At 59.0% G+C, this 17,781-nt stretch carries 16 protein-coding genes and 1 pseudogene; 7 read left to right on the top strand and 10 right to left on the bottom strand.

The features are described from left to right. Positions 1–151: 151 nt before the first annotated feature. The 3 genes from HX899_RS14670 to HX899_RS14680 all read right to left on the bottom strand — a co-directional run bounded on the left by HX899_RS14670 (position 152) and on the right by HX899_RS14680 (position 2,371). Positions 152–517, bottom strand: a complete 366-nt coding sequence (locus HX899_RS14670; RefSeq protein WP_138389454.1) for a hypothetical protein — start codon at positions 515–517, stop codon at positions 152–154. A 276-nt stretch (positions 518–793) separates the two neighbouring features. Continuing rightward, positions 794–1,435 carry a LysE family translocator gene (locus HX899_RS14675; protein WP_017962425.1) on the bottom strand — a complete coding sequence of 214 codons (642 nt, stop codon included), beginning with the start codon at positions 1,433–1,435 and terminating at the stop codon, positions 794–796. 84 nt (positions 1,436–1,519) lie between these two features. Continuing rightward, a complete protein-coding gene (locus HX899_RS14680; protein ID WP_138389455.1) occupies positions 1,520–2,371 on the bottom strand; it encodes an SDR family NAD(P)-dependent oxidoreductase in 852 nt (283 codons plus the stop codon). Positions 2,372–2,548: 177 nt separating this feature from the next. On the opposite strand from HX899_RS14680, the gene HX899_RS14685 reads away from it, so the two are divergent. Further along, on the top strand, positions 2,549–3,772 hold the full coding sequence (locus tag HX899_RS14685; RefSeq protein ID WP_138389456.1) for an argininosuccinate synthase: 1,224 nt from the start codon (positions 2,549–2,551) through the stop codon (positions 3,770–3,772). Positions 3,773–4,256: 484 nt separating this feature from the next. Here the strand turns inward: HX899_RS14685 and HX899_RS14690 are convergent, their stop codons facing one another. The 5 genes from HX899_RS14690 to HX899_RS14710 form a co-directional block, all read right to left on the bottom strand. Continuing rightward, positions 4,257–4,439: a hypothetical protein gene (locus HX899_RS14690; protein WP_025397033.1), complete on the bottom strand. Its 183-nt coding sequence runs from the start codon at positions 4,437–4,439 to the stop codon at positions 4,257–4,259. Between the two features lie 34 nt (positions 4,440–4,473). After that, on the bottom strand, positions 4,474–5,901 hold the full coding sequence (locus HX899_RS14695; protein ID WP_138331823.1) for a TRAP transporter large permease subunit: 1,428 nt from the start codon (positions 5,899–5,901) through the stop codon (positions 4,474–4,476). Continuing rightward, positions 5,898–6,545, bottom strand: coding sequence for a TRAP transporter small permease subunit (locus HX899_RS14700; RefSeq protein WP_011649261.1), 648 nt, complete (start codon positions 6,543–6,545; stop codon positions 5,898–5,900). Before HX899_RS14700 ends, HX899_RS14695 begins: the two co-directional genes overlap by 4 nt. 58 nt (positions 6,546–6,603) lie before the next feature. After that, on the bottom strand, positions 6,604–7,734 hold the full coding sequence (locus tag HX899_RS14705) for a TRAP transporter substrate-binding protein (RefSeq protein WP_138331822.1): 1,131 nt from the start codon (positions 7,732–7,734) through the stop codon (positions 6,604–6,606). Positions 7,735–8,342: 608 nt separating this feature from the next. Then, positions 8,343–9,500, bottom strand: coding sequence for an acyl-CoA dehydrogenase family protein (locus tag HX899_RS14710; protein ID WP_181292730.1), 1,158 nt, complete (start codon positions 9,498–9,500; stop codon positions 8,343–8,345). 165 nt (positions 9,501–9,665) lie between these two features. Here HX899_RS14710 and HX899_RS14715 point away from each other — a divergent pair, with 165 nt between their 5' ends. Next, positions 9,666–10,358, top strand: coding sequence for a helix-turn-helix domain-containing protein (locus HX899_RS14715; RefSeq protein WP_138331820.1), 693 nt, complete (start codon positions 9,666–9,668; stop codon positions 10,356–10,358). A 175-nt stretch (positions 10,359–10,533) separates the two neighbouring features. Here the strand turns inward: HX899_RS14715 and HX899_RS35090 are convergent. Then, positions 10,534–10,675, bottom strand: a pseudogene (locus tag HX899_RS35090) (integrase); the annotation flags it as partial. 156 nt (positions 10,676–10,831) lie between these two features. Here HX899_RS35090 and HX899_RS14720 point away from each other — a divergent pair. Further along, the gene (locus HX899_RS14720) at positions 10,832–11,473 is read left to right on the top strand and encodes a LysE family translocator (RefSeq protein ID WP_003543626.1); all 642 of its coding nucleotides are present in this window, start codon (positions 10,832–10,834) and stop codon (positions 11,471–11,473) included. Between the two features lie 26 nt (positions 11,474–11,499). Here the strand turns inward: HX899_RS14720 and HX899_RS14725 are convergent, their stop codons facing one another. Beyond that, positions 11,500–11,931: a hypothetical protein gene (locus tag HX899_RS14725; RefSeq protein WP_138331819.1), complete on the bottom strand. Its 432-nt coding sequence runs from the start codon at positions 11,929–11,931 to the stop codon at positions 11,500–11,502. Positions 11,932–12,159: 228 nt separating this feature from the next. On the opposite strand from HX899_RS14725, the gene HX899_RS14730 reads away from it, so the two are divergent. From HX899_RS14730 to ppa, 4 genes are all read left to right on the top strand, one after another. Next, the gene (locus tag HX899_RS14730) at positions 12,160–14,247 is read left to right on the top strand and encodes a M3 family metallopeptidase (RefSeq protein ID WP_181292731.1); all 2,088 of its coding nucleotides are present in this window, start codon (positions 12,160–12,162) and stop codon (positions 14,245–14,247) included. 157 nt (positions 14,248–14,404) lie between these two features. Further along, on the top strand, positions 14,405–16,225 hold the full coding sequence (typA, locus tag HX899_RS14735; RefSeq protein ID WP_113546755.1) for a translational GTPase TypA: 1,821 nt from the start codon (positions 14,405–14,407) through the stop codon (positions 16,223–16,225). Positions 16,226–16,473: 248 nt separating this feature from the next. Then, on the top strand, positions 16,474–16,980 hold the full coding sequence (locus HX899_RS14740) for a GNAT family N-acetyltransferase (protein ID WP_003543622.1): 507 nt from the start codon (positions 16,474–16,476) through the stop codon (positions 16,978–16,980). 200 nt (positions 16,981–17,180) lie between these two features. Then, entirely contained in the window at positions 17,181–17,714 is a 534-nt protein-coding gene (gene ppa, locus HX899_RS14745; RefSeq protein ID WP_011653868.1) for an inorganic diphosphatase, read from the top strand. Positions 17,715–17,781 lie beyond the last annotated feature (67 nt).

The raw sequence follows: 17,781 nt of genomic DNA on the forward strand, positions 1-17,781 counted from the left end.
CCGAAGGGCCGGGCATCTTTGCGCCAGGATCAGAGGCAATCGGCTCGGACGTACCAAGGGGCATGCCCTTCGCCAATCGCCTCTGCCCTGACGAAAACCTGCTCCGGCAGAATGATTCAATCTAACCCGGAAAGGCTCTAGGGGACCGTCATCAAGAGCAGACTTCCACCAGCACGCGATGGCCGTACTGGTTGAGCCATTCCGGTTGGCACTGTTCCGGGTAATAGTCGTCATCGCCGAAGAACAGACGATTTCTATCATGGAAGGCGAAACGGCCGTCGCGGTGTCCGCCAAAAGGGCCGGCTCCGCCGAAATTATGCGCTCCGAAGCCGCGATCGGCGAAATTGCCGCCGCCCATATGGGAACCGCCGCCGAAGTGGCCGCCATCACGCGAGAAGCCGCCACCGCCATGGCCTCCGCCGCCGTGAGCTAAGGCAGGTGTTGTCGCTGTAAGGGACGTGGCGGCAAACGTCAGCGCAACAACCCCTGCTGTTATGATATTGCGGAACGTAATCATTGACTTATCCTTTCAAGGTAGCTCTTCGTGAGCCGTAAAGGATATGTGGGCAGCGAAGGTGGCGTGGCCTAGCCACAATTGCCGACTTACGATCATATGTTGATCACAAGTAATCGCGCGAAAGGCATGGAATAATTTTGGAAGACGACGAAATTCGCGGTCACTGCCTGCTCCGGCATGGCGTCTCGCGAATATTGGTGTCGTTGGCGGCGGATCGGTTCACGACCGCGGGCGGATCGATAAGCCGACCGCGGGCGGATTGCTTCGCAACCGCGGCTATCTCGCCTGGGTGAGCAGGATCTTCGCGGCAAAGATCGAGAAGACGCCGGCGAAGGTGTAATCCATGCCGCGCAGCACTTTCTTGTTGTTCTGCAGCCAGGAGGCCAGCCAGTCGGCGGCAAAGACGACGCTGGCATTGACCGGCATGCCGATCAGGATGAAGCAGAAGCCGAGAAAGAGCAGCTTTTGGGTGACGGCCGGATCGCCGGCGCTGACGAATTGCGGCAGGAAGGTCATGAAGAAGATGATGACCTTGGGGTTCAGAAGATTGACCCAGAAGCCCGACGAGATGTTCGAAAGGGCGGTGCCTTTCTGCTCCTCGACCTTGGCGACGGTGAGCTTCGAACCGAAGCGGATCGCCTGTACCGCCAGCCAGAGCAGATAGGCGGCACCGCCGGTCTTCAGGATCAGGAAGGCGGTCGGCGAGGCGGTGATCAGCGCCGAAATGCCGAAAGCGACCAGCATGGTGTGGACGACGATGCCGAGGCTGGTGCCGACGACAACGAAGAGGGCCGCCTTCTTGCCCTGGGCCAGCGCACGGCTGATCGACAGCGTCATGTCGGGGCCTGGGGTTGCCGCGAGCAGCAGCGTCGCGGCGGCAAAGGCCAGAAGGGTCGGCAGGCTGGGCAGAAAATCCATGACACACTCTGAAAGCCGAAAAGGATCTGGGATCTCTTACCCGGCTTTCAGAAAATTACCAATCAAACCTTCTGATGGCGCCGATTACTTCTGGTCGAGGAAGGCCTTGAACTTGTCGGCGTAGTCCTTGTGCCAGCGTGACAGCGGCGGACGGTTCTCGATGATATCGCCGGCCGCCCAGGCCATCCGGCGCTCGTCGACCGGACGCGCGACGTCGTTGTCTGGGCAGAGAATATAGAAATCGCTGCGTTCGAGGCTTTCGACCATGAAATCGACGGTCTGTTCCGGCGTCCAGGCGGCAGCCGGTTTTTCGGCGCGGTCGCCCTTGGTAAGGCCGGTGAAGACGAAGCCGGGGATCAGAAGGTGGGCGGAGATCTTTCCGCCTTCGGTGTTGCGAAGCTCATGCTGCAATGCTTCGGTGAAGACTTTCACACCAGATTTGGAGATGTTGTAGGCGGGGTTGCCGGGCGGCGTGGTGATGCCCTGCTTGGAGCCGGTGTTGATGATCAGGCCTGGCTCGCCATGCGAGAGCATCTTCGGGCCGAAGGTGCGCGTGCCGTTGATCACGCCCATCAGGTTGACGGCGAAGATATTGTCCCAGTTCGCCTGCGGGCTGAAGATCGAGGTTTCCGGGCCGATGCCGGCGTTGTTCATCAGCACGTGCACACGGCCGAAACGCTGGAGCACGGCGCGTTCGAGCGCTTCCAGCGAGTCTCTGCTGGCGACGTCGGTCTCGACCGCCATCACATTTTCCTCGCCGGCAATGGCCTTGAGTTCGTTGGCCGCATCGGCCAGCCGATCGCCGCCGAGATCGGCGATGGCGACGCTCATGCCGCGTCCGGCGAAATATTTCGCCGCGGCAAGACCGATGCCGGAGGCGCCGCCGGTGATGACGGCAACATTGGACTTCTTGAAAATGTCTTGAATATTCGTCACGGGGCAGCCTCTCCTCGAGCATTTGCGGACGCTGGCGAATATGGGCTCTGCTTTCGCGCTGTCAAACGGTATCGGCACCATCAGCGTCGCACTTGGTCTTGCGTCACGCGCCAATCTCGCTAAAAGTGCCGCGACACCGGGTTTTCGCCGGCCTTTTATGCAACGGACCTCATCATCATGGCATCATACAAAGACGTGAAGAAAGTCGTTCTCGCCTATTCCGGCGGCCTCGACACCTCGATTATCCTGAAGTGGCTGCAGACGGAGCTCGGCGCCGAAGTCGTCACCTTCACCGCCGATCTCGGCCAGGGCGAAGAGCTGGAGCCGGCGCGCAAGAAGGCCGAGATGCTCGGCATCAAGGAGATCTATATCGAGGATGTGCGCGAGGAATTCGTGCGCGATTTCGTCTTCCCGATGTTCCGTGCCAATGCCGTCTACGAGGGCGTCTATCTGCTCGGCACCTCGATCGCCCGTCCATTGATTTCCAAGCATCTGATCGATATCGCCCGCAAGACGGGTGCGGATGCGATCGCCCACGGCGCGACCGGCAAGGGCAACGACCAGGTTCGTTTCGAACTGTCCGCCTACGCCCTGAACCCCGATATCAAGATCATCGCGCCGTGGCGCGACTGGGCGTTCAAGAGCCGCACCGATCTGCTGGCCTTCGCCGAACAGCATCAGATCCCGGTTGCCAAGGACAAGAAGGGCGAGGCGCCGTTCTCCGTCGACGCCAACCTTCTGCATTCCTCCTCCGAGGGCAAGGTTCTCGAGGACCCCTCCAAGGAAGCGCCTGAATATGTGCATATGCGCACCATTTCGCCTGAGGCCGCACCCGACAAGGCGACGACCATCAAGGTCGGCTTCGAGCAGGGTGACGCGGTTTCGATCAATGGCGTGCGGATGAGCCCAGCGACGCTGCTCGCGACACTCAACAATTACGGCCGTGACAACGGCATTGGCCGTCTCGACCTCGTCGAGAACCGCTTCGTCGGCATGAAGTCGCGCGGCGTCTATGAAACGCCCGGCGGCACCATCCTGCTCTCGGCGCATCGCGCCATTGAATCGATCACGCTCGATCGTGGCGCCGCCCATCTCAAGGACGAGATCATGCCGCGCTACGCCGAGCTGATCTATTATGGCTTCTGGTTCTCGCCGGAGCGCGAGATGCTGCAGGCGCTGATCGACAAGAGCCAGGAGCATGTTGAAGGCGAAGTGACGCTGAAGCTCTACAAGGGCAATGTCATGGTCATCGGCCGCGAAAGCGACAAGTCGCTCTATTCCGACAAGCTCGTCACCTTCGAGGACGATCAGGGTGCCTACGACCAGAAGGATGCGGCCGGCTTCATCAAGCTCAATGCGCTGCGCCTGCGCACGCTCGCCAAGCGAAACCTCGCGAAGTAATCACGGTTCGCTTTAGAACCGGATATCAGCCCGCCGGCATTGCCGCGCGGGCTTTTTCGTGGAGTGAGGTGGCAAACGCCACCAAACTCTAGAGCGTTCTGGATGGCCGGATTGCAACAACAACGGACATCGGCTCGGCTTGGATAGACGACCGCTACGGGGCCGACGGCGGACCGTCCGCTGCGAGGACACCTAGTACGAAAGCGGACATGCGAGGCCTCGGTGCGAAGGTCCGGGATCGGCCCGGAGCAGTCGTAGACCGCGAGTATGACGTACGGCTCGATTTGGCGCTCATCGCGGACGTTGCGCACCGACGCCTTCTCGACGCGAGTTAACCGGAAGTTCGCGTAACGACGGTGCCTCTCGCTTGCACAGGGAGGGGCCATGGGTGATCAATTTCCAAGCCAAGCCCGTAGGTCGATGGACGAACGGGCTTTTGCAGCGGATTGCCATCACGAAAGGGCGGCGGTTGAACGATTGCAGTCTATCCAGACGATTTCGACGGGCGGCGCCGAAAGAGCTGATCCCAGATGTCGTACCCCGCAGGGACAATCCCGATCAGCAGTGCAGCGGCCAAATCGAACCGTGGAACAAACGCCAGGATGACCGCGCAGAACGCGACAAGCGTCACGAATGCAAATATTGCAAAAAACCGGCTTCTGTTCATCGGTCTATCCTTTCTGAATGGGCCAGACACTGCGTCATCTCTGTACTCCATAGAGTAGATTCGGCAGCATGTAGACGATGCTCGGGAACAGATAGATGACCACCATGCAGAGAATGACGATCAACATATACGGCATCATGCCGCGGAAGATGTCGGTCAGTTTGACATGCGGAGGCGAGACGCCCTTCAAGTAGTATGCCGACATCGCCATGGGTGGTGATAGGAAGGCCGTCTGCAGGTTGATGGCCACGAGGATACCGAAGAACAGCGGATCGATCCCGAAATGCGGCAGCAGCGGAATGAAGATCGGGATGAAGATGACGATGATTTCAGTCCATTCCAGAGGCCAGCCGAGAATGAAGATGATGATCTGGGCCAGGATCAGGAACATCAGCGGCGACATGTCCAGGCCGGTCACGAAGTCACTGATGAACTGTTGGCCGCCGAGATAGGCGAATACCGATGCGAAGGTCGCCGAACCGACGAACAACCAGCAGACCATCGCGGTCGTTCGCGCCGTCAGATACACCGACTCCTTCAGTCGCTGCCAGGTCAGCGCCCGATAGGCCGCAGCAAGCGCCAGTCCCCCCAATGCGCCGATTGCGGCGGCTTCCGACGGCGTTGCCAGGCCAAAGAGAATGGCACCCAGCACCGCAAGAATCAGAAAGGCGAGCGGCGCGAAGGATGTAAGCATCATCCAGGCGAGTTGGACCGGCGTGTGCTCGCCCACATCTTCTTTCGTTGGCCGCGGCGCCAGTTGCGGCTGCAGGATTGCTCGCACCACGACATAGATGAGATAAAACCCGGCCAGGGCGAGGCCGGGCAGGAGCGCCGCCGCATACATTCGGACAACCGAGATCCCGGAGGTGGCCGCATAGACGATCAGCAGGATGGAAGGCGGGATCAGGATCCCGAGCGTGCCGCCCGCGCAGATCACGCCCGTCGCGTAGCGCACGTCATACTTTGCCTTCAGCATCGCTGGTAGGGCGAGCAGTCCCATCAACGTCACCACGGCCCCGACGATGCCGGTTGCCGTGGCAAAGAGTGTGCAGGTGGCCAGGGCGGCGACCGCCATCGAGCCGGGCACCCGGCGCGTGACGCTGAATAGCGTCGAGAACAGCCGATCGACGATGTTGGCTCGCTCGACGATGTAGCCCATGAACAGGAACAGCGGGATAGCCGTCAGCACGTCGTTCTGGATGACCGAGTAGGTCTGGTTGACGAACAGATCGAAGATCCGGTTGTTGAAGAAACCGCCGATCCAGGTCTCCGCCAGTGTAAAGGCATCGCCGCCGGATTCGAGCGTGCGGTCATAGCCGCGCCACATGCGGCCGGCATCGAAATAGGCATAGTATCCGAAGCCGACACCCAGAGCCATCAAGGTGAACGCCACCGGGAAGCCGAGGAAGATGGTGAGGATCAGGATGAGGAGCATCCCGACGGCGATATGTGCATCCGTCATTGAGCGTCCCGATCCCGTGGTTCACGTCCAGCGTCAAGTTCCCGCGACGGAAGGAAACCCTCGTCCTCGGACTTGAGCACGTCCAGGCTTTTTGTTTCCAGTAGTACCTTTTCGAGTTCTTCGACATCTTCGGCCTGCTTCGGCCATTCGCCCGTCCTTATGCAGAGAATGCAGCGGAAGACCTGCGCCACGCCCTGCAGGAACAGGAGAATGCCGGCGGCGACGATCACGGCCTTGAACTGGAAGATCGGCACACCGGCGGGACTGTTGGAACTGACCTCCAGGTAGCCCCAACTGCGTGCGGCATATTTCCAGCCCGAGAACACCAGCGCGGTTATACCGGGAAAGAAAAAGATGAAGTACAACACCAGTTCCAGCCTGGCCTGCGTGCGCGGTTTCCAGAGCCGGTAGATGAAGTCGCCGCGCACATGGCCATCACGCGAGAGGGTATACGCTCCCGCCATCATGAAGATCGTTCCATAGAGCATGTAGCTCAGATCGAAGGCCCAGGGGGTCGGCGCGCGAAAGAGGTAGCGTGCAACAACCTCATAGCCGACGCCGAAGGCCATGATGAGTATCCCCCACGCGAACACCTTGCCGAACCACGCCGACAAATCGTCGGCGAATGCAATGTAACGGAGCATGCAAGCGCCTCCCTACCTCGATGAGGGACGAGGCCCGGAAATACCGGGCCTTCACCATCTATTTTCCGAGGTTCAATTTTCCAGGGAAATAGTGCTCATAGGCGAGTGCGAGATCGGCGGAGTTCATCAATTCGTAGTACACGACCCTCTCCACCCACTGCCGCTGACTGTCGAGCACCTTCTTCATGAACGCATCCGCTTCAAGCGTGGGGATGATCTCATCCCAGGCCTTCAGTTGCGCATCCAGAATTTCCTTTGGAGTACGGTGCACGGTCACGCCATGTTCGGCCTGGAGTTTTCGAAGGTCGCTTGAATAGTTGTCCATCGCGGACGCTGTATTCGCCGTGCTTGCTGCCTCCACGCCATATTCCAGGATCGCCTGCAGATCGTCGGGAAGGTCGTCAAACACATCCTTGTTGAAGAGGAACTCGAAAGATTCGCTCGCTTGATGGTAGGACGACAGCATGTAGTTCTTGGCGACATCCTGCGAACCAAACCGTATGTCAGAGGAGGGATTGTTGAACTCGAAGGCGTCGATGACACCTCGCTCCATTGCCGGCACGATCTCGCCGCCCGGAAGTTGAGCGACGCTCATGCCCATATTCTGCATGAGATCGGCGGCGAGCCCGACCGTACGATATTTGAGGCCGTTGACGTCGTTCACGGTCGCGACCTGGTTCTTGAACCAGCCGAACGGCTGCGCGGGCATCGGGAAGCCATAGAAGCCGTAAAGGTTCAGCCCCATGATGTCCTGGGTGAGTTCTCGGTAGAGATCCTTGCCGCCACCTTGATGGAACCATCCGAGCATGGTGGTTGCGCTGCCGCCAAATACCGGCCCGGTACCGAAGAGGGAAGCTGCCTTGTGCTTTCCGTACCAATAGACGGGAACGGTGTGGGCTGCGTCGATCACGCCATCGTTGACGCCGTCGAGCACCTGAAACGCGCCGACGACCGTACCGGCAGGCATTAGTTCGAACTTCAGGCGTCCGCCGGACATTCGTTCGACCCGTTCGACGTACTGGCGGGCAAAATCCATCCAGATGTCCGACGCGGGCCAGGATGTTTGCATTTTAATGACGGTGGGTGCCTGGGCCAGCACGGCCGGGGCGGCAAGAGCCCCAACTGCGGTTACTCCAACGAGCGTAGATGCTCCCAGCAACTCTCGACGCGATACTGCCTTTTTGTTCATTGTTCTTCCTCCCTGGATTGTTGTCGAATTCTCCCTGCATTTCCTGGTAGTCTGCCAAGTTGAAGAAGAGGGCTCCCAACCTCTTCGCGATCAGTATCAACAACTGATTGTTCTCATTTGTCAATTATGCACACTTTTTGCAATTCTGACAGACGTTCAAGTGTTGTTGATGGCAGCTTGGGGCTGTGGTCCAACGGCCAAGGCACAGTACCGCTGCTCCGCGTTGTCCGGACTACCTCAGCTTAGAAAGAAAAAGCTGCTTTCGCCCGTCGACGATGAACTGGAGCCATGTGCTGAACTGGAACCATGTGCTCGTTCTTGATCGCCTTCGTCCCAAGTCGATTAAGCCGACAAGAGCCGACGTCCACACATGGCGCACAGATGTCGTCTCGTCAAACCAATGCTATGGCCGCTTTCGGGGAGCGGCAACAATTGCCTCTATGACCGAGAAGAGGCGCATTGCTGCCGTGGTCGAGGTCGCATATCGGCCCAAAGCGCACAAGAGGTTGCTCTGTCGTCCTTGCTGGCGGGGCTCGTCCATTCGAATTCTGGACGTCAAACTACCCACCTAGCCTATGATTCCGCGGAGTTCGTCGTTGCGCCAGGCGCTAGAAAATCTTCTCGGTGGGAAGTCCGAGCGCGAATGAACCCGCATATTGCGCCTGGGCTCCGGGCTGCATCGGATGATAGCGAGCGCCCTGTATGTCACGGAAGCAGCGCTCCAGCCCGTTCTCTCGATAGAATGCCGCGCCGCCTGCGACCTCCATTGCAAGCTCCGTCACCTCGATAGCGTGCCGTGCGACCAAGGAACGGCCGATCATAACCTCGTTGACGGTTTCCGCGGACGGTTCGTTTCGAGCAACTACCTCCAACATCCAGCGATGCGCGATCTGCGCGGCCCTCAGAGACGTTTCCATGCGCCCGACCAACCCGATCACATGATCGCTGTTGGCCTTGCTACGGACCATCTTGACTGCGATGTCGCGGGCGCTCTCGGCGACGCCAAGATAGACCGCGTAGATCAGAGGAAACGCGATCATGCCGATGACTTGAAATACTGGATGCCATTGCCCCGCGCTTCTGGAAAATGCGACACTCGTATCCGGCACGAAGAGGTTTTCGATGATGATATCGTTTGACCCGGTTCCCCTCATTCCAAGTGTTCGCCACGTATCCTCTATCGAAACCTCTGGCGATGCCATGGGAACGCCGAAATGAATGACGGAGCGCGCGCCGTCCTGTTCTTCATAAACGGCACCGGTCATCAGGATGTTTCCTGCCGCCGCGCCGGAAGTGAAGCGTTTACGCGCGGTGATCCGGTATCCGCCATCAACTTTCATGGCCTTGCCCGATCCGCCGATCCAGTCCGATCCGCCGCTCGAGAGCAATATGATTTGCTCCGATGCAACACGTCTCAGGAGCGGCTCCACCGCGGCCACCTTTTGATGCCGCCAGCGCCAGGCGGGGATGGCGACTTGATGGGTATGCATGGAAAAGGCAAGCGCAGTGGACCCACATGCACGAGCAATGGATTTGAGCATCTCAGAAAGTTCGGGCGCTTCCGCGCCCAGCCCGCCCAATTCGATTGGGACGCCTGCCCGCACGAGTCCAGATTCCTTTAGAAGCGCGTAATTCTCGCCGACGAAGGTGTCGCTCTCGTCGATCGATGCGGCGCGTTGCGCGATGGTGGGCAGGACCGAATTGGTTAGTTCGACAATGGTCCGACCGCCGGCAATGTTCTGTTTTGGTTCTGTAAGCCCGAGCATATCAATGCCTCCTATCTCGTGAGGATTGAAACTCTGCGCTCGTTTCACAATTGCGGCTAGTACACGAACTGTACTGAACGCCGCCGCCGTATGGCCAGGCAAGGAGCATTTGGCGGACCGGTTGTTTTGCAATATTGTGCCTGATCCAGACCGGTGGAGGTCCTTATGGTAGAGCGTGACGGCTACGGGCAATTCTGTCCAGTATCAATGGCGTCGGAAATCCTCTGCTCGCGGTGGACGACCTTGGTCGTCCGCGAATTCCTTTGCGGATCGACGCGCTTTAATGAGTTGCGTCGCGGTCTACCAAAAATGTCTCCGGCACTCCTATCAAAACGACTGAAAGAACTGGAACAATCGGGCGTCATCACGGTGACAAGGAGTGCGAACGGCATTACCGATTACCAACTCACGGCAGCGGGCGAAGAATTGAGACCTCTGATCATAGGTCTCGGAAATTGGGCTCAACGGTGGATGGAATCGCGACTTTCCTTGAAGAATCTCGACCCTTCTCTGCTCATGTGGGACATGCGGCGGAGCCTCGATACAAGAAGACTTCCGACCCACCGTTGTACGATACAGTTTCTGTACCCGGAACTTTCGGCCGCGCAAAAGAGATGGTGGCTTGTGGTCGAAAACGGAAAAGTCGATCTCTGCAACTTCGATCCGGGCTATGATGTAGACCTTCTCGTTGAAGGGTCGCTCCGTTCGATGACCGCAATTTGGATGGGCCTCACGACCATACGTCAGGAAACCGATGCAGAAACGCTGAAACTTGAAGGGGACAGGGTCCTCGCGCGCGACATGCAGGAATGGCTCGGTCTTAGTGTGTTTGCCAAAACCCCCCGGATGAGGGCTTGAACCATCGAAGGCGAGTGGTTCTGACGGATACAGCCCAGCAACGAAGACCCGTCACCCAGCCGGAAAATTGGCACGCACTCCTGCAGAAGCCGATCCCCGCTCTTGGCGCATAGCCGCTCAATCGAACTGCTAAAACCGGAAACGTTTTCCCTAAGAGGCACGGCCCCGCACTCTGTCAAATCTCTGTATGCTCCGCTAGTTCCAACGCATCCTCGATGTCCACACCAAGATACCTGAACCGTGTTCTCGATCTTGGTATGTCCGAGCAGGATCTGGATTGCTCGAAGATTGCCCGTCGCTTTGTAGATCATCGCGGCAGCCGCATCCTTCAACAACGAACAGATGTCCGCCTCGGGTCGAAAGCCGCCTCCGGTAGCGTTTGCTACCTAATCCCACTCTTCGTGGCAGTGCACCACCCTTGACGGACGGCCGTGATCGCTTAGTCTGCTGTCATCATCCTCCGGAGCATTTCCATGACGCAGTCTTTGCTCTTCGGCGCCTTTCTGGCGGCCCTCTTCTACGTGCTCATTCCAGGCCCCGCCTTCCTGCAACTGCTCGGCATTGGCGCCGGGCAGGGCCGCAAGGCCGGCGCCTTCTTCATGATGGGGCATCTGGTCGGGGACCTCATCTGGTCGTCGCTGGCGCTGATCGCGATTGTCGGCGCAAAGACGATCGGAACCTTGGTCTTCGACCTGCTCGGCCTTGCCTGCGGCTTCTACCTCGCCTGGATCGGCTGGAGCGCCGTCAATGCCAAGCCGAAAGCGGAGGGACAGGCGCTGGTGGTGGTCGAGCGACCGTTTCGCCGCGGTCTGATCTTCGGCGTCACCAATCCGAAGGGTTATCCGGTGGCGCTCGCCACCTTCACCGCACTGGTTGCAGGCTCGGCCGGCGCGCTCGATTTCGAGGCGTTGCCGGTGCTGCTTGTCGTGTCATTCGTCGGTTTCGTGACTGCCGACATCATCCTGATCGGCATCATCGGCGCCGGTACGGTGCGGCGCTTCTATCGTGCCCATGAGCGATTGATCGTGCGCTGCTCCGGCGTGCTTTTCATGGGATTTGCCGCCCAGGCGCTCTGGCACGCAACGCCCGGCCTGCTCGGCTGGCGCAAAGCCTGACCTAGATTTTCGGCATCATGCTCCGATCAGCCATCCAGGAAATTGACGATCGATTTCAGCGTCTGGACCTCATTGGGATCGCCGATCGACATGGCGATCTGCAGCTGATTCTTGTAATAGTCGAGGAAATTGAAGCTGGTGCCGTCGGTGACGCTGGAGAGATCGATGATATTGCCGAGCGGATCGATCGCATGCATCGGCAGCGGTTCGGAGATCGCGGCGTAGGTGCTTTGATCGATCAGGCCACTGTCGAAACCTTGGCGTGCGTAATTGCGCAGTTCTCCAGGGCTGACCGCGGTGAAATCCGGGCCTTCGCCAACATCGTCTTCGATCTGGAACGAGGCCGGGGCGGGAGCTCTGGTCTCGATTTGAATATCAGAGGTCTTCGAACTTTTTGCGTTATTAGGATTGTTTTTAAAAAGCAAACTCTGAGAAGACCGCACAGAAAAAATTTCCATGGCGCATGTCCCCTTACAAGAAGATCACCTGGAAATTAGCGCTTGCGCGTGATTCGCGTCAATCGTTAACGATTGGTTAATTTTCACGTATCAATTGTTGTCCACCAGATTTGGCAGGCGCCCGCCAGATTTGGCAGGCGAGGCAAAAGGTCCTTCCCGGCAACATACCAATTCTATGACGGCTCTCCTATATTGACGATCCATCTGCATGCCAAAAGGAATTCTCCGATGCCTTCTCCACATGATTTCAATCCGGCGCTGGTAACCTGGGACGGTCTTCACGGCCTGCCGCGTTTCGATGCCCTGGATGACGGCGATTTCGCCGCCGCCTTCGAAGCCGCACTTGCCGCGCATGAAAGGGAGATCGACGAGATCGCCGGAAACGGCGATGCGCCGACATTCGACAATACGGTCGTGGCGCTGGAGATCGCCGGCGACGCACTGTCGCGCGTCTCGTCGCTATTCTGGAACAAGGCGGGCGCGCATACCAATGATGTGGTCCAGGCGCTGGAGCGGGAGATCTCGCCGAAGATGTCGCGCCACTATTCGAAGATCGGGATGAATGCCGCGCTTTTTGCCCGCATCGACACGCTCTGGGAGGGCCGCGAGAGCCTCGGCCTGACGCTCGAACAGACACGCGTGCTGGAACGCCACTGGAAAGGCTTCGTCAAATCGGGCGCCAAGCTTGAAAAGGCCGAGCAGGAAAAACTCGCCGCGATCAATGAAAAGCTTGCCGGCCTCGGCACGCAATTCGGCCAGAACGTGCTGGCCGACGAAAAGGCCTGGGCACTGGTCCTTTCCGACAGCGCCGAGCTCGAGGGCCTGCCGGAATTCCTTCGCGACGCGATGGCGGCAGCAGCGCGCGAACGCGGCGAGGAGGGCAAATATGCCGTGACGCTGTCACGCTCGATCATCGAGCCCTTTCTGACCTTTTCGGAGCGCCGCGATCTGCGCGAGCAGGCTTTCAAGGCGTGGGTGGCGCGCGGCGAAAATGACGGGGAGACGGACAACCGCGCCGTCATCCGCGAAACTTTGGCACTGCGCCATCAGGTGGCGACGCTGCTCGGCTACGGCAATTTCGCCGAGCTGAAGCTCGACAATACGATGGCGAAGACGTCGGATGCGGTGAACGGCCTGCTGAGGGCTGTCTGGGCGCGAGCGGTGAAACGCGCCGGCGAGGAGGAGACCGATATCGCGGCGTTGATTGCTGAGGAGGGCCGGAACCACGAGGTCATGCCCTGGGACTGGCGCCACTATGCCGAAAAGATCCGGGCGCGGAAGTTCGATTTCTCCGAAACCGAACTAAAGCCCTACCTGCAGCTCGAGAAGATTATCGAAGCGTGCTTCGACGTCGCCGGCCGGCTGTTCGGCGTCCGGGCCGTCGAGAAGAAGGGCGTGGCCGCCTATCACCCGGATGTCCGGGTGTTCGAAATCAGGGACCGCGAAGACAAGCTCGTCGCCCTGTTCCTCGGCGATTATTTCGCCCGCAGTTCGAAACGATCAGGCGCCTGGATGAGCTCGCTGCAATCGCAGCACAGGCTGGAGCTGAAGAACGGCCGCCACGGCGAATTGCCGATCATCTATAATGTCTGCAACTTCGCCAAGCCGGCTGAAGGCAAGCCGGCGCTGCTGTCGCTCGACGATGCCCGCACGCTGTTCCACGAATTCGGCCATGCGCTGCACGGCATGCTTTCGAACGTCACCTATCCCTCGGTTGCGGGCACCGGCGTTTCGCGCGATTTCGTCGAGCTGCCGTCGCAGCTCTATGAGCACTGGCTGACGGTGCCCGATATTCTGAAGCGTTATGCCGTGCATGTCGAAACCGGCGAGCCGATGCCGCAGGCCTTGCTCGACAAGGTGCTTGCCGCCCGCACCTTCAATGCCGGCTTCAATACCGTCGAGTTCACCTCGTCGGCGCTGGTCGACATGGCGTTTCACACGAGAACGACCGTCGAGGACCCGATGGCGGTGCAGGGCGAGGTGCTGGCCGAGATCGGCATGCCGAAATCGATCGTCATGCGCCATGCGACGCCGCACTTCCAGCACATCTTTTCCGGCGGCTATTCGGCCGGCTATTACTCCTACATGTGGTCGGAGGTGCTCGACGCCGACGCCTTTGCCGCCTTCGAGGAGACGGGAGACGTCTTCAACAGCGAGATGGCGCGCAAGCTCAAGGACAATATCTATTCCGTCGGCGGTTCGGTCGATCCGGAAGACGCGTACAGGGCCTTCCGCGGCAAGCTGCCGAGCCCGGATGCGATGCTCGTCAAAAAGGGACTTTCGACCTTCGAGGAATTGACAGGCAGCGACGCCTAAGACAATTTGATGACACGCTATGATGCGGCGGGGCGACAGCCTTGCCGCAGCTTTTGCGCGTTCCCCCCTTTCGCAAACGCAAAAAAAACTGTATGGACGCCCCAAACTAATAGGCGCGTCCTCTAGAGCGTGCGCCCCAGCCTCAGAGATTTCACATATGTCACTTCGCAATATCGCGATCATCGCGCACGTTGACCATGGCAAAACGACCCTGGTGGATGAGCTTCTCAAGCAGTCCGGCTCGTTCCGCGAAAATCAGCGTGTCGCTGAACGCGTGATGGACTCAAACGATCTCGAAAAAGAACGCGGCATCACCATTCTCGCCAAGGCGACCTCGGTGGAATGGAAGGGTGTCCGCATCAACATCGTCGACACCCCCGGCCACGCCGACTTTGGCGGTGAAGTCGAGCGCATTCTCTCGATGGTGGATGGCGCGATCGTTCTCGTCGACTCCTCTGAAGGCCCGATGCCGCAGACCAAGTTCGTTGTCTCCAAGGCGTTGAAGGTCGGTCTTCGTCCGATCGTCGCGATCAACAAGATCGACCGTCCTGATGGCCGCCACGAGGAAGTCATCAACGAAGTCTTCGATCTTTTCGCCAATCTCGACGCGACCGACGAGCAGCTCGACTTCCCGATCCTCTACGGTTCCGGCCGCGACGGCTGGATGAACGTCAATCCGGAAGGTCCGAAGGATCAGGGTCTTACGCCGCTTCTCGACCTGGTGCTCAAGCATGTTCCGGAGCCGACCGTCCACGAAGGTCCGTTCACGATGATCGGCACGATCCTCGAAGCCAACCCCTTCCTCGGCCGCATCATCACCGGCCGTATCAATTCCGGTTCCATCAAGCCGAACCAGGCCGTGAAGGTTCTCCACGCCGACGGCAAGACGATCGAAACCGGCCGTATTTCCAAGATCCTCGCCTTCCGCGGCATCGAGCGCACGGCAATCGACGAAGCGCATCAGGGCGATATTATCGCGATCGCCGGCCTTTCCAAGGGCACGGTCGCCGACACCTTCTGCGATCCTTCGATCACAATACCGCTGCCGGCGCAGCCGATCGATCCGCCGACCGTCACCATGTCCTTCATCGTCAATGATAGCCCGCTGGCCGGCACGGAAGGCGACAAGGTGACGAGCCGCGTCATCCGCGACCGTCTCTTCAAGGAAGCGGAAGGCAACGTCGCCCTGAAGATCGAAGAAGCCGAAGGCAAGGATTCGTTCTACGTGTCCGGCCGCGGCGAACTTCAGCTCGCCGTTCTCATCGAAACCATGCGTCGCGAAGGCTTCGAGCTTGCTGTGTCGCGTCCGCGCGTCGTGATGCACAAGGATGAAAGCGGCCAGCTTCTGGAGCCGGTCGAAGAAGTCGTCGTCGACGTCGACGAAGAACATTCCGGTGTCGTCGTGCAGAAGATGTCCGAGCGCAAGGCCGAAATGGTCGAGCTGCGTCCGTCGGGCGGTAACCGTCTCCGCCTGCGTTTCTACGCGCCGACCCGTGGCTTGATCGGCTACCAGTCGGAGCTGCTGACGGATACGCGCGGTACGGCGATCATGAACCGCCTGTTCCACGACTACCAGCCCTACAAGGGTGTGATCGGTGGCCGCGTCAACGGCGTGCTGCTCGCCAACGCCCCCGGCGAAGCCGTCGCCTATGCGATGTTCAATTTGGAAGATCGTGGCCCGATGATCATCGAGCCGGGCGAAAAGGTCTATGCCGGCATGATCATCGGCATCCATTCGCGCGACAACGACCTTGAAGTCAACGTCCTGAAGGGCAAGCAGCTCACCAACATCCGCGCCGCCGGCAAGGACGAAGCGGTGAAGCTGACGCCGCCGATCCGCATGACGCTTGATCGCGCGCTCTCCTGGATCCAGGATGACGAGCTGATGGAAGTGACACCGAAGAATATTCGTCTGCGCAAGATGTATCTCGACGCAAACGATCGCAAGCGTTTCGAAAAGACGAAGGCGGCTCTCTGAGCGCCATTCAAAGTGCTGCAGCGTCTTGGGTCTCTCGAAAAGAGGCGCGGCGCTGGAGAGAAATCCTTAAAAACCCCGGCCTTCGCGCCGGGGTTTTTTTATTGTGCGCCGCGTCGATTCCGTCTTGTGACAATCGTTAAAAAAGCGTTAACTTTTGATCGTCGTCCACATATCAAGTCTGTGGGCAATCGATCACAATGCCTCTGTGCATATGGTTAGTTGCCTTCGGCGGGACCAGAGTAAACGTTATGAAGACGTTGTCGATCGATGTCCGGCGGGCCGAGCCGCAAGATGCCCGAGCCATATCGGAAACACATAGGCTTGCCTGGCAACACACCTATGCAGGCATCATTCCGCATCGCGCACTGACGCAGATGATCGAGCGGCGCGGCGAAAGCTGGTGGCGCAAGGCAACGCGCGGACCGGCGACGCTGCTGGTTCTCGATGTTGCCGGGACAGTCGCCGGCTACGCGACGCTCGGCCTCAATCGCGCCCGCGCTCTGCCGCAGGAAGGCGAGATTTACGAGCTTTATCTTCGGCCTGAGTATCAGGGCATCGGCCTTGGCAGGATGCTGTTCGGCGAGGCGCGCCGGCTCTTGAAGTCGCTCGGCTGCAACGGGCTGGTCGTCTGGTGCCTCGAGGATAACGAGACCGCCAGCCACTTCTACCGCAATCATGGCGGCGTCGATTTCTGCGAAGGCATGGAAAGTTTCGACCACAGGCAATTGAAGAAGATCGGCTTCATCTGGAGCTGAACGGCCATTCAAGGTGCCACAGTGCCCTCGGCGTCTGAAAAGACGTGCGGTACTGGAGTCGGCGTTCGCCTATCTCCTATTGGAAACTTTTGATGTGAATGCGGGCCAGTGCAGTCAAGCATTGGCGCTGTGCGATGTTGCGTTGCCACATGAAACTGATTATCTGGCTGCCAGCACATTCAACCTCGCGGGAGTTTCTTATGCGCATCGACGCCATTTCAATCGGTAATAATCCACCTGAGGACGTCAACGTTATCGTCGAGGTTCCGGTCGGCGGTCATCCCATCAAGTATGAGATGGACAAGGAAGCCGGCACGCTGGTGGTCGACCGTTTCCTCTATACGCCGATGACCTATCCGGGCAATTATGGTTTCGTGCCGCATACGCTGTCGGAAGATGGCGACCCGATCGACGTGCTGATCGCCAGCACCCGCCCGCTGGTTCCCGGCTGCGTCATCAATGTGCGCCCGATCGGCGTCCTGAAGATGGAAGACAATTCCGGCAAGGACGAGAAGATCATCGCCGTGCCGTCGCCGAAGCTGACGCTGCGCTATGAGAAGGTGAAGGACTACACCGATCTTCCCGAGATCACGCTGAAGCAGATCGAGCATTTCTTCGAGCACTACAAGGATCTGGAACCCGGCAAGTGGGTGAAGATTTTCGGCTGGGGCGACTCCAAGGAAGCAGGCGAACTCATCCTCGAAGCCGTCGAGCGGGCCAAGAAGAAAGGCTGATCGCTCAGCCTAAAAATATCTCGAGCTTTTCTACCAAATCCTCCGGATCGCCGTCGATCCGGAGGAT

Source organism: Rhizobium sp. WYCCWR 11146 (genome assembly GCF_013591995.1).
Lineage (GTDB): Bacteria > Pseudomonadota > Alphaproteobacteria > Rhizobiales > Rhizobiaceae > Rhizobium > Rhizobium indicum.